Source organism: Polaromonas sp. P4_F4 (genome assembly GCF_056401355.1).
This window is the reverse complement of sequence record NZ_JBFUJO010000002.1, coordinates 32,338-44,400: the sequence shown is the minus strand read 5'-3', so window position 1 is coordinate 44,400 and position 12,063 is coordinate 32,338. Positions and strand designations below refer to the sequence as shown.

Annotated in this window: 10 protein-coding genes; 7 read left to right on the top strand and 3 right to left on the bottom strand. The window is 63.8% G+C overall.

Going from position 1 to position 12,063, the window contains the following annotated elements; genetic code table 11:
- Positions 1–57: 57 nt before the first annotated feature.
- The 6 genes from AC1DUR_RS02765 to AC1DUR_RS02740 all read left to right on the top strand — a co-directional run bounded on the left by AC1DUR_RS02765 (position 58) and on the right by AC1DUR_RS02740 (position 5,428).
- Positions 58–222: a rubredoxin gene (locus tag AC1DUR_RS02765; protein WP_477721115.1), complete on the top strand. Its 165-nt coding sequence runs from the start codon at positions 58–60 to the stop codon at positions 220–222.
- A 79-nt stretch (positions 223–301) separates the two neighbouring features.
- Positions 302–562, top strand: coding sequence for a DUF2061 domain-containing protein (locus AC1DUR_RS02760; RefSeq protein ID WP_477721114.1), 261 nt, complete (start codon positions 302–304; stop codon positions 560–562).
- Complete coding sequence (locus AC1DUR_RS02755) at positions 559–1,758, top strand: FAD-dependent oxidoreductase (RefSeq protein WP_477721113.1); 1,200 nt, start codon at positions 559–561, stop codon at positions 1,756–1,758. Before AC1DUR_RS02760 ends, AC1DUR_RS02755 begins: the two co-directional genes overlap by 4 nt.
- Positions 1,759–2,010: 252 nt before the next feature.
- Positions 2,011–4,329, top strand: coding sequence for an NADP-dependent malic enzyme (locus tag AC1DUR_RS02750; RefSeq protein ID WP_477721112.1), 2,319 nt, complete (start codon positions 2,011–2,013; stop codon positions 4,327–4,329).
- A gap of 180 nt (positions 4,330–4,509) precedes the next feature.
- Complete coding sequence (locus AC1DUR_RS02745; RefSeq protein ID WP_477721111.1) at positions 4,510–4,938, top strand: guanyl-specific ribonuclease; 429 nt, start codon at positions 4,510–4,512, stop codon at positions 4,936–4,938.
- A 64-nt stretch (positions 4,939–5,002) separates the two neighbouring features.
- Entirely contained in the window at positions 5,003–5,428 is a 426-nt protein-coding gene (locus AC1DUR_RS02740) for a barstar family protein (protein ID WP_305634851.1), read from the top strand.
- 276 nt (positions 5,429–5,704) lie between these two features.
- Here the strand turns inward: AC1DUR_RS02740 and AC1DUR_RS02735 are convergent, their stop codons facing one another.
- From AC1DUR_RS02735 to AC1DUR_RS02725, 3 genes are all read right to left on the bottom strand, one after another.
- Positions 5,705–6,646, bottom strand: a complete 942-nt coding sequence (locus AC1DUR_RS02735; RefSeq protein ID WP_477721110.1) for a ribosomal RNA small subunit methyltransferase A — start codon at positions 6,644–6,646, stop codon at positions 5,705–5,707.
- Positions 6,647–6,845: 199 nt separating this feature from the next.
- Positions 6,846–8,267, bottom strand: coding sequence for a peptidylprolyl isomerase (locus AC1DUR_RS02730; RefSeq protein WP_477721109.1), 1,422 nt, complete (start codon positions 8,265–8,267; stop codon positions 6,846–6,848).
- Positions 8,260–10,728, bottom strand: coding sequence for an LPS-assembly protein LptD (locus AC1DUR_RS02725; RefSeq protein ID WP_477721108.1), 2,469 nt, complete (start codon positions 10,726–10,728; stop codon positions 8,260–8,262). The genes AC1DUR_RS02730 and AC1DUR_RS02725 overlap by 8 nt, the downstream gene beginning before the upstream one ends.
- A 117-nt stretch (positions 10,729–10,845) precedes the next feature.
- Between AC1DUR_RS02725 and AC1DUR_RS02720 the strand changes: the two genes are divergently transcribed.
- Entirely contained in the window at positions 10,846–12,012 is a 1,167-nt protein-coding gene (locus tag AC1DUR_RS02720; RefSeq protein WP_477721107.1) for an aminoglycoside phosphotransferase family protein, read from the top strand.
- The last annotated feature ends 51 nt before the right edge of the window (positions 12,013–12,063 follow it).

Sequence of the window (12,063 nt, the reverse complement as noted above, 5' to 3'; positions counted from 1 at the left end):
TACAAAAGGCAAAAGGGGTCAGCGGCACAATTAACTTTGGAAACTGAAAGAAACCCGATGAAAACCTATCTCTGCATCGTTTGCGGCTTTGTGTACGATGAGGCGGCTGGCCGTCCTGAAGACGGCATCGCAGCCGGCACGCGCTGGGCCGATGTGCCTGCAAGCTGGGCATGCCCGGACTGCGGCGTTGCCAAGGCCGATTTTGAAGTGGTCGAAATTTAAGAAACCCGCAGCCCTGCCGCTGCCGGCCCGTCATTGCGGCGCGGCCGGCCCTTGTTTTACCGAATTTGTGGAGTCCGTGATGGCCAAACTTGCCCGCGCCAACTTGCCTACCCTGAAGAAGACTGCCAGCTATTACGTGCTGCACGTCACCGTCGCCGCCTTGGTGGCCTATGCTGTCACGGGCAATTTTTTGCTGGCCATGACGCTGAGCCTGCTGGAGCCCACAGTTCAGGCCTTTGCCTTTTTCTTCCATGAGAAAGCCTGGGAACGCTGGGGCGGACAGCGCAGGGCGCTGAGCTCCATGCCAGCAACTTCATTGACGGCAGGAGCTGCGGCATGAGCCGGCCCGTGCTGGTCATTGGCGCCGGGCTGGCCGGTTGGACCACGGTGCGCGAGTTCCGCAAGCTGGACAGCAGCACGCCCGTGGTGATGATCACCGCGGACAGCGGCGACTTCTACGCCAAGCCGTCCTTATCAAACGCCTTCGCGCAGGGCCGGCTGCCGGCGCAGCTCATCAGCACGCCCGCCGCCAAAATGGCCGAATCGCTGAATGTGACGCTGATGCCCCACACACGGGTGGAGGCGCTTGATGTGGCCGCCAAAACCGTCAGCACGTCTGCCGGGACGGTGGCTTACCGCGACCTGGTGCTGGCCACCGGCGCGCAGCCGATTCGCGTACCGCTCGAGGGCCGGGCCGCGGACCGCGTGATCAGCGTCAATTCGCTCGAAGACTTTGCCCGTTTTCACGCGGAACTGCAGCCGGCGGGCGATTCCGTAGGCAACCGCGGCCGACATGTGCTGGTCATGGGTGCCGGGCTGATTGGCTGCGAGTTTGCCAATGACCTGGCCCAGGCCGGCTACCGCGTCAGCGTGGTCGATCCCGGCACCCACCCGCTGGCGGCCTTGCTGCCGGAAGCGGCCAGCGCGGCCCTGCAGCAGGCGCTGGAAGCCTTGGGCGTCCGCTTTTATTTCGGCACCACGGTGCGCGCGGTGGATCCAGCCGCGTCACAGCCGGCAGGCGCCGATTCGCTGGCGGTTTCGCTGGCCAGCGGGGAAGTCATTGACGCCGGCTGCGTATTGAGCGCAATCGGCCTGAGAGCCGACACGGCCCTGGCCCGGGCGGCAGGCCTGACAGTAGACCGCGCCATTGTGGTCAATACCCGCCTGCAAACCAGCGCCGAGGGCGTGTACGCGCTGGGCGACAGCGCCCAGTACGCCAGCGCGGCCTCAAAACTGTCGGTGCATGGCTGCGCGCTGCCTTACGTGATGCCCATCATGGCTGCGGCCAAGGCGCTGGCGGCCAACCTGGCGGGCACGCCGGCAGAAGTGGTTTTCCCGCTGATGCCGGTTTCCGTGAAAACCCCCGCACTGCCGCTGGTGGTGGCGCCGCCGCAGCCCGGCACAGACGGCCAATGGCACATGCCGGAAGCAGGCCTGTGGCAATGGGTTGACGAAGCGGGCCTGCAACGCGGCTTTGTACTGGCGGGCACGCAGACCGCCCAGCGCATGGTGCAGTCCAAGCGAGTTGCACTCTAGGGCCTGAACACGTCCTGGACGCGGGAGGCCGTTGTCGGCCGGCCCGCCATCGCCCCCAAACCCGGCGACGTTTCCCTGGCTCGCTATTGACCGGGGAGGCCGTGACCGGCCGGTTCCTTGGTAAAAAGTCAAAAGCGCAACACCTGATTTGCGTAGATTCACTGACTGGGGTTTTCCCACGCAACGGCCTACAATCGCAGACCTTACAAGAAATTGACGGTCATACCGACCGTTTCTGCTGGAGACCCCTAGATGCCGACACCACCCGCCGCGACGCCCGACAACCGTGACGAAAGACGCGCAGAACTGCGCCGCGCCGCGCTCGAATACCACGAGTTTCCGACCCCCGGCAAGCTGGCCATCGCGGCCACCAAGCAGCTGACCAACCAGCGCGACCTGGCGCTGGCCTATTCGCCCGGCGTGGCGGCGCCCTGCGAGGAAATCGTCAAGGACCCGAACGCGGCCTTCAAATACACCAGCCGCGGCAATCTGGTGGCCGTGGTGACCAACGGCACCGCCGTGCTGGGCCTGGGCGACATCGGCCCGCTGGCGTCCAAGCCGGTGATGGAAGGCAAGGCGGTTTTATTCAAGAAGTTTGCCGGTGTCGATGTGTTCGACATCGAAATCGACGAAAAGGACCCGGCCAAACTGGTCGACATCATCGCCGCGCTGGAGCCGACTTTTGGCGCCATCAACCTGGAAGACATCAAGGCGCCTGACTGCTTTTATGTGGAACGTGAGCTGCGCAAGCGGATGAAGATTCCCGTGTTCCACGACGACCAGCATGGCACTGCCATCACGGTGGGCGCAGCGGTGCTGAATGCGCTCAAGGTCGTGGGCAAGGACCTGAAACAGGTCAAGCTGGTGACCTCGGGCGCGGGCGCGGCGGCGCTGGCCTGCCTCGGGCTGCTGATCAAACTCGGCATTCCACGCGAGAATATCTATGTGACCGACCTGGCCGGCGTGGTCTATGAAGGCCGCACCGAGCTGATGGACGAAGACAAGATCCAGTTTGCGCAAAAAACGTCGGCCCGCACCCTGGGCGAAATCATCGAGGACGCAGACATCTTTTTGGGCCTTTCGGCCGGCGGCGTGCTCAAGAAGGAGATGGTCAAGAAGATGGCGGCCAAGCCCATCATTTTGGCCCTCGCCAACCCAAATCCGGAGATATCACCAGAAGACGTCAAATCAGTGCGTGATGACGCCATCATGGCAACAGGTCGGACTGACTACCCGAACCAGGTCAACAACGTGCTGTGCTTCCCCTATATTTTCCGGGGAGCCCTGGACGCCGGCGCATCGACCATCACCATCGAGATGGAAATTGCCGCGGTGCACGCGATTGCCGAGCTGGCGCAGGCCGAGCAGAGCGAGGTGGTGGCGGCTGCTTACGTGGGCGAAAAGCTCACCTTCGGCCCGGAATACCTGATTCCCAAGCCCTTCGATCCGCGCCTCATGATGAAGATTGCGCCTGCCGTGGCCAAGGCGGCCGCCGACAGCGGCGTGGCCCTGCGCCCCATCCAGGACCTGGACGCCTACCGCGAGAAGCTGCAAAGCTTTGTCTATGCCTCCGGCACCGTGATGAAACCGATCTTTGCCTCGGCCAAGACGGCGGCCCGCAAGCGCGTGGCCTATGCCGAGGGCGAGGAAGAACGCGTGCTGCGCGCCTGCCAGATCGTGGTGGACGAAAACCTGGCGCGCCCGACCCTGATCGGCCGGCCCGCGATCATTGCCCAGCGCATTGAAAAATTTGGCCTGCGCCTGAAGCAGGACCTCGACTACGACGTGGTGAATGTCGAGCAGGATCACCGCTACCGCGACTTCTGGCAGACCTACCACCGCATGACGGAGCGCCGCGGCGTGACCGTGCAGATGGCCAAGATCGAAATGCGCCGCCGCCTCACGCTGATCGCCGGCATGCTGCTGCACAAGGGCGATGTGGACGGGCTGATTTGCGGCACCTGGGGCACCACCGCCCACCACCTGGACTACCTGGACCAGGTGATTGGCAAGCGTGACGGCGTGTGCACCTACGCCTGCATGAATGGTCTGCTGCTGCCCGGACGTCAGGTGTTTCTGCTCGATACCCATGTGAACTACGACCCGACGGCGGAGCAGCTGGCCGAAATCACCACCATGGCGGCCGAGGAAATGCTGCGCTTTGGCATCAAACCCAAAGCCGCCTTGCTGTCGCACTCCAACTTTGGCTCGTCCAACCAGCCCAGCGCCCTGAAGATGCGCCGCACGCTGGAACTGTTGCGCGACAAAGCGCCCTGGCTGGAAGTCGATGGCGAAATGCATGGCGACATGGCGCTGGACGCCGGTACCCGCGGCGTCATCATGCCCAACTGCACGCTGACAGGTGAAGCCAATTTGCTGGTGCTGCCCAACATCGATGCGGCCAATATTGCCTACAACCTGCTCAAGACCGCCGCCGGTGGCAACATTACCATCGGCCCCGTGTTGCTGGGCGCCAACAAGCCCATGCACATCCTGACTCCGACCGCCACGGTGCGCCGCATTGTCAATATGACAGCCCTCACCGTAGCGGACGCAAACGCAGCCAGATAACGAAAATTTAGATAGCTAGCACCAACTTACCAGCGGCTTATCCCCCGCAGTTGGTGCCTAAATTTTCAGCAGCCACTTGCGTTTTCTGCCCATATGCGGCAAACTACGCCTCTTGAAATTTAAGGGTTAACCCGAAAAAAATTTGGGGGTTAATACCTGAATTCAAGAAAGGCATTTTTCATGTTGCGCAAGACTGGGCGCGGTGAGTGGGGTTGCTGGCGGGCGGCGGTAGCCGCCGGGTTGTGGGTCCTGTCGACGAGCCTGGCAGGGTTAAGCCCCGATGTGGCGCAAGCCAGAAGCCTGGTTGATCCGGGCCCGGTGGCAACGATTCCGGCAACCCAGCTGCCCCCTCAAGGGCGCGACATGATGAGGCTGATTTACCAGGGTGGGCCGTTCAGGTACGACAAGGACGGCACGGTGTTTGGCAATCGGGAACGGATTCTTCCCGCCAACAATCGCGGCTACTACCGTGAGTACACCGTCCGGACACCCGGTGAGCAGAGCCGGGGAGCCCGGCGCATTATTTGTGGCGGCTTGAAACCCACCGCACCTGATGCCTGTTATTACACCGATAACCACTATGCGAGTTTTCGCAAGATTACTCCTTGAAGTCCGATAAATTGGACTGTGGTTGTTAATTCGAGTTTTTGACTTAAGAGAAAGAGAAGCGGAGATGGATACACCACTTCGTCGGGACAACGAAACGCCCTTGCGTGGCGTGCGGCCCAATATCGTGCAGTCCATACGCGCATTCCGCGTACAGGACCTGCAGGATGCGGCCACACAGCTGAATCAGCACTTCCTGTATGCCAACCTGGGCAATGCCCAGAGCAAACAGGACATTCTGGACATGATCGCGGCGCAATACACCTTCCCGGCACATTTCGGCAAGAATTTCGATGCGCTATACGACTGCATGACGGACCTGGTCCACAAATCAGGCCCGCAGCCCGGCTTCATCGTCGTGCTCGAGCAGATTCCGGCCAACGCCAAGTTTGACAAGGAAGCGCGGGAGCAATTGCTCGACATCTTCAGGGATGCCGCGGACTACTGGGCGGATCGAAAGATCCCGTTCAGATGTTTCTATTCTTTTCTGTAGCCCGCTCCCCAGACATTGGCCAAGGGGATCGGGCGAATGAGGCCCAGCAAGCAGTTGCAGACGGTGAAGAACCCATGCCTACCGACAAACTGGTAGACGTGTCACCGCTGGCGCTGCGTATGAGCAGTCCGTTCAACGCGGGCTACTGGCTCGCTGCCGCCTGACACCCGGTCAGGCGAAAAGACAAAAGGCCGTCATCCGACGGCCTTTTTTCATGGTGCAAGCGCCAGCAGGCGCCCACATGGCCACGGCACGGCCATGGCACGGCTACTACAACTACACGGCCACGGCAGCCACCTGCTGCGCCAGCGCCACATACTCGGCCACCGGCACCTCCTCGGCCCGGCGCTGCACGTCAAAGCTTCCCGGGAAGCCCCGCGCCGTCAGCCACTGGCCCAGGGTATGGCGCAGCAGCTTGCGGCGCTGGCTAAAAGCCACCTGCACGAGCTGGCTCAGCAGTTTGACGTCCAGCGCCGCTGGATGGGCGTGCGGCACCATGCGCACGACCGCGCTGTCCACCCGCGGCGGCGGGTCAAAGCTCTGCGGCGGCACAAACAGCACGTTTTCCATCGCGTAGCGCCACTGCAGCATCACGCTGAGCCGGCCATAGTCGCTCGTGGAGGGCGCCGCCACCATGCGGTCAATCACCTCCTTTTGCAGCATGAAGTGCTGGTCTTCAATCACGTCCACGGCGTCCAGCAGGTGGAACAAAATGGGCGTGGAGATGTTGTAGGGCAGGTTGCCGACCACGCGGAGTTTATGAGCCCCCACGCTGGTCACTGCGTGTACTGCGCTGCCCCCCGAGGGGGCCGCTGCGCCTGCGGTCTGGCGAAGCCAGTCCCGCGGCCCCTGCTGGGATGAAGAGCCCGCAGGCTCCAGCCCCTTGGGAGCTGTTTCGGCTTGGGGCAGCCCTGCGCTGCGCACGGGGCCGTGTTGCAAGCGCTCTGCCAGTTGGCGAAAGTCCACCTTCAGCACATCCGACTCCACCACCGTCAGCTGCGGATGCGCGCGCAGCTGCTGCGCCAGATCACGGTCCAGTTCAATCACCGTGAGATGTCCCAGCCGCTCGACCAGCGGCTGCGTCAGCGCCGCAAGACCGGGCCCAATCTCCACCACCGCCTGGCCCGCCTTGGGCGCAATCGCCTGGACGATGCCTTCAATAATGCCCCGGTCCGTCAGGAAATGCTGGCCAAAGCGCTTGCGCGGGATATGTTTCACGATCAGTTACGCCCGCCAAAGTTGGGGCCGCGCTCCGACAGGCTCAAGCCATTTTCCGCCAGGCCGCTACCCACTGTGAGCGAGCGTGGGGGCTCTTCATCCCAGCAGGGGCCGCGGAACCGGCTTTGCCGGGCCGCAGGCGCAGCGGCCCCCTCGGGGGGCAGCGCAGTACACGCAGTGACAAGCGTGGGGGCTACATTCACTGCGGCGATTCGCGGTATTCCACATAGGCACGGCCGCGGACTTCCTGCGCCCACAGGGCATAGGCTTCGTCCTGCTTTTTCCCGCGCAGGACGTTGCGCGCCATCTCGCGCTGGTCGCGCGGGGACATCTGCGCCTCGCGCCGCTCCAGCACCTGGATCAGGTGCACACCGAAGCGCGACACCAGTGGCTCGGAAATCTGGTTGGGCGCCAGGCCATTCATGACCTTCTCGAACTCGGGCACAAACATGCCGGGGTTGGCCCAGCCCAGATCACCGCCTTGCTTGGCGGAACCATCTTCACTGTTTTCGCGTGCCAGGGCGGCAAAATCGGCCTGGCCGGCCAGGATGCGCTTCCTGAACGCGGCCAGCTTCTCGGTGGCGGCGGCTTCGCCCTGCTTGGGGGACAGCCGCAGCAGGATGTGGCGGGCATGGGTTTGCGGAATCACAGAGCCGGGCATGCCGGCCTGCCTTTTTTCAATCACTTTCAGGACGTGAAAACCGGCACCGCTGCGGATCGGGCCGGCGAGCCCGCCCACCTTCAGGCTTTTGGTGCTTTCCACAAAAAGCGGCGGGTAGCGGTCTGCCTCGCGCAAGCCCATCAGCCCGCCAGTGCCGCGGGTGGGGGAGTCGGAGAACTCATTGGCCAGGGCGGCAAAGTCAGCCCCCCCGCGCGCCTTATCCATCACCTGCTGGGCCTTGGCCTGCAGGGCTGCGACCTGCGCGGGCGTGGCATTTTCCGGGACGGCCACCAGAATCTGGGCCAGGTTGAGGGCCAGCGAGGATAGCTCGGAAGCACCTTCCTGTTCGCGCAGGAACTGGTCAATGTCCTGCTCGGTCACGGTCACCCGGGACTCGACCTCGCGCTGGCGCAGGCGGCTGACCAGCAGCTCGTCGCGCAAGTCGGACTCGAACTGGCTGTAGGCGATGCCATCGGCCTTCAGGCGACGGCGCAACTCATCCACGCTGATCTGGTTTTGCCGGGCAACCGTCTGCACGGCGGCTTCGAGGGCGTTGTCGTCGACGCGCACGCCGCTCGATCGGGCCAGCTGCAGTTGCGCCTTGTCGCTGATCAAACGCTCCAGCACCTGCGGGAGCAGCTCTCTCCGGGGGGGCAGGGTCGCACCCTGCTGGATGATTTGCTGCTCGGTGCGGGCCAGCTTGGTACGCACCTCGCTGTTGGTGATGGGTTCCGAATTCACGACAGCGACGATGAAGTCAGCCTGCCGCTGGCCCGCAGCGCTTGCGGCCGCAGCGCCCGCGCTGGCGGCGGGGCTGGGGAGCCGCAAGCCGCCGGACGGCCGCAGGCTTTGGGCCTGCACCCCGATCAGGGGCAGGGTGAGCAGGAGCGCCAGCGCGGCAGCCAGGGGCCGGACGGGGAGCCGTCTGGCGAGCCCGGCGAAAAGACGGTGATTAGTCATAGGTGGTAAAACGGCTTGGGGTGTTGATTTTCTCACGCAGGTATTGGTAGCGTGGAACGTTGGACTTGAGAGTTTCCAGAGGGTTCGCGCCAATGCGCGAAAAGCCGACCAGTTCAAGCTGGAACAGGATCCGGGTGTCGGACGTTGCCGTGCCGTTTTGCGTGCGCTGCAGCACGACCCGGCCAATCCAGCAGCAGCCGTCGTACTCCACGCCGACGATCGCATCCACCAGCTTCCTGTCGGGTACGCTGTAATTCAGGCGGCCAACCGCATAGTAACGCCCCCCGCCCTGACCCTGCCCAGCGCCCAGGTCGCGCCCCTTGTCGCCCCACAGGTCATTGATGGGCCACTGCCAGCCCACGTCAATCTGTTCGCTGATGTTGCGCTGGCGCCGGTACGCGGCACTGATCACACGGTAGTTGCCGGGGTTGTAGCGCACCCCGATCGAGCTGCGTTCGGAATTCTGGGTCTTGGGGTTGTACTGAACGGTGCTGTCAAAAGACCATTGCGGCACCCAGTTGACCGACGCACCCACCAGCAAATCGCTGATGCGGTCCGTGATCGGCAGGGCGCCCGGCAAGGTCACTTTCTGGTCGGCAAAGCGCAGCCGCTGCGCGACACCCACGCGGACCGCCTCGGCGCCGGTGGCGGGGTCCAGCAAACGGGAGGTCACGCCCAGGGTGAGCAGGTTGGCGTCTGAAATGCGGTCGTTGCCGACAAAGGCGTTCTCGGTGAACACCGTCGCAAAGTTGAAGTCATTGGCGCCCGAGTCGTAGTTGGGCAGCAGGCTCTGGTTGCGGTAGGGCGTGCGCACATAAAAAGCCCGCGGCTCCAGCGTCTGGGTAAAACTGCGGCCCAGGAAGCCGGCTTGGCGCTCGAACTGCAGGCCGCTGTCGAGGCTGAAGGTGGGAACGGTGCGCGAGGCCGACCGCGCGCCATTGGCCAGCGGTGCGTCAAACTGGTAGCTGGTGGCGTGCAACTGCAGCTTGGGGGTGATGAAGCCGGCCGGCAACAGCCAGGGGCGGCTGACCTGGGCGCGAGTGAAGGCGCGGTTGCTGTTGGGCTGCAGGGTGAGCAGCCTGTCGGCAGAAAAGCGGGTGTAGTCGCCCTCGACCGACCAGTCGAAGCCGTTGCCCAGGCCCAGCAGCGGCGCGTCCACCCGGGTGTAATTGGCGGTGAACTGGGGCAGGCGGTCGTAAGGCGGAACAATGGGCGCGCTCAGGTCCTGCAGTGTCTGCCACTTGAGGGTGCGCACGGCCGTAGAAAAATAACCGCGGCCCCACGTCACGGTGGCGTCCTGGGGCAGCAGGCGCTGCGTGGTCGATGTCGTGGCGATGGGGAAATCGCGCCAGTAGTCGTTGTCACTGACCCGGTTCAAATTGAGGTTGACCCCCAGATTGCCGATGGCCGACACGCCGCTGTCGATGGTGCCGCTGTGCAGGTAACCGTAGGACCAGCGGTCGCGGTTGCGCAGCTTGTCGCCGGGCAGGATATTGGCGCGCAGCTCGCCCTTGTAGGTCGGCTCCAGGTAGCGGAACTCGCCGGCCAGGTCCACGCCGCGCTTGGTCATGACGGCGGGCGAGAATGTCGCATCGCGGTTCGGGGCAATGTCGAAATAATAGGGCTGCCGCACCTCAACACCGTTGACCGAGCTCACGTTGAGGGTCGGCGGCAGCAGGCCCGACTTGCGCTTGTCGCTCAGCGGAAAGCTGAATTTGGGAAACCCCAGAATGGGCACATCCTTGAAGCGCAGCACCGCGCCGTTGGCCACGCCAACTTCCTCGTCAAAATCAAATTCAAAGCTTCGGGCGCGCAATTCCCAGGCGGGCTTCCAGCTGGCTTCGTTGTCGCGCTCGCAGGTGGTGTAGCTGGCTTTGTGCGCCGTGAGGTGCTTGTCGTCGATGAAGTCAACCCGCTCGGCCTGGCCATTGCCGCCATTGCTCAGAAAGCGGTAGCGCGGCTGGGTGAAAAAGCCCTCAAACCGGTCCAGCGTGATTTCCAACTCGGGGCCTTCAAATCTGTTGCCGGCGTTGTTGATGCGCACGTTGCCGCGGCTTTTGACGCGATCTTCGGGCTGGTAATACTCGATCCGGTCGGCGCGCATGCTGGTGGCGCCGCGGCGCAGTTCCGCATTGCCATCGATCACGGTTTCCAGATTGGGGCGGCCCGAGACCCGATCGCCGAACACAAAGGTCGGCCCTTCATCACCGGGCCCCTTCGGTACCTCCTCGGTCAGCATGGGAGAGCTTTTCAGCTTGACCGGGCTTTCCTGCTGCGCCGCAACGGGCGCAGAAGCGGGCGGGCGGGCTCCCGGCGGGACTTCGGAGCCCTCCACAGGCGCCGGCACCTGGGCATGCCCGCCCCCGGCGTACGTCCAGCCCAGCGTGGCGCACAGCACCAGACGGGAGACAGCATGAGCCACCGGGGAAAGAATAAAGGGGGAGCGGGATGCGCGGCGCATCGTTTATGTGAGATAAACCCGTTTGTAAAATCAAGGCCGATTATCCATGACCCTCCACTCCACCCTTGGCGCCGCAAAGCAGCGCCTGGCCGCCGCCCTGACGAAGGCCCGCCAATCATGATTTCTTCCCCTGTCGTCTGGGCCGATCCGGCGCGTGCCAGCGCCTTTAACCACTGGCTGGCCGCCATGGCCGGGCAGCACCGCCTGCGGGCTGAGAGCGTGAGACTGGCTTCCGCCGACGCCAGCTTCCGTCGTTATCTGCGGGTAGACCGGGCAGACGGTGCCGGCAGTTTCATCATCATGGATGCGCCACCAGCCCAGGAAGACTGCAAGCCCTTTGTGAAGGTGGCCGGACTGATGCAGGACGCGGGCTTGAATGCGCCTCGCGTCCTGTCCTGGGATGAGCCCCTGGGCTTCATGCTGCTCACGGACCTGGGCACGCAGACCATGCTCGACGTGATTGACCCACCCCAGGCCGCCGATGCCCTCGCCAGCCCGACGTCCGCACACCATGAGCTGTACATGGACGCGGCGGATGCGCTGGTGCGCTGGCAGCTCGCCTCCCGGCCGGACGTGCTGCCACCCTATGACGACGCGCTGCTGTCGCGCGAACTCGCGCTCTTCCCCGACTGGTATGTCGCCCGGCACCGCGGCATGGCACTGGAGACCGGCCTGCAGGGCAAGCTCGATGGCCTGTTTGCGCAGATCAAGGCCAGCAACCTGCAGTCGCTGGGCGGCGCGCGCGTCTACGTACATCGCGACTTCATGCCCCGAAATTTGATGGCCCCCACGCTTGTCGCTTCGCGTACTGCACTGCCCCCCGAGGGGGCTGTTTCGCCTTGGGGCGGCCCGGCGGCGAAACCTCATGGTGAGTCCGGCACACGCTTGGGCATCCTGGACTTCCAGGATGCGGTGTACGGTCCCATCACCTATGACATTGCCAGCCTGATGCGCGACGCGTTCCTGAGCTGGGATGAGGATTTCGTGCTCGACGTCACCGTGCGCTACTGGCAAAAGGCGCGCACGGCCGGCCTGCCGGTCGGTGATGATTTCGGCGAGTTTTACCGCGCCGTGGAGTGGATGGGCCTGCAGCGCCACCTCAAGGTACTCGGCATCTTTGCGCGGCTCACGCTGCGCGACGGCAAGCCCAAATACCTGGCGGACACGCCGCGCTTCATCCGGTATGCGCGCCATACCGCCGCCCGCTACCGGCAGCTCGGGCCGCTGATGGTGCTGCTCGACGAGATTGAAGGCAACGAAACCCGCGTGGGCTACACTTTCTGATGCAAACCCAGGCATCAGCCCTTACACACCGCCAGCCTGCCGCTATTGTTT

Coding starts and splice junctions, on each gene's coding strand:
- AC1DUR_RS02765 (WP_477721115.1), top strand. CDS start 58: ATGAAAACCTATCTCTGCATCGTTTGCGGCTTTGTGTACGATGAGGCG.
- AC1DUR_RS02760 (WP_477721114.1), top strand. CDS start 302: ATGGCCAAACTTGCCCGCGCCAACTTGCCTACCCTGAAGAAGACTGCC.
- AC1DUR_RS02755 (WP_477721113.1), top strand. CDS start 559: ATGAGCCGGCCCGTGCTGGTCATTGGCGCCGGGCTGGCCGGTTGGACC.
- AC1DUR_RS02750 (WP_477721112.1), top strand. CDS start 2,011: ATGCCGACACCACCCGCCGCGACGCCCGACAACCGTGACGAAAGACGC.
- AC1DUR_RS02745 (WP_477721111.1), top strand. CDS start 4,510: ATGTTGCGCAAGACTGGGCGCGGTGAGTGGGGTTGCTGGCGGGCGGCG.
- AC1DUR_RS02740 (WP_305634851.1), top strand. CDS start 5,003: ATGGATACACCACTTCGTCGGGACAACGAAACGCCCTTGCGTGGCGTG.
- AC1DUR_RS02730 (WP_477721109.1), bottom strand. CDS start 8,267: ATGACTAATCACCGTCTTTTCGCCGGGCTCGCCAGACGGCTCCCCGTC.
- AC1DUR_RS02725 (WP_477721108.1), bottom strand. CDS start 10,728: ATGCGCCGCGCATCCCGCTCCCCCTTTATTCTTTCCCCGGTGGCTCAT.
- AC1DUR_RS02720 (WP_477721107.1), top strand. CDS start 10,846: ATGATTTCTTCCCCTGTCGTCTGGGCCGATCCGGCGCGTGCCAGCGCC.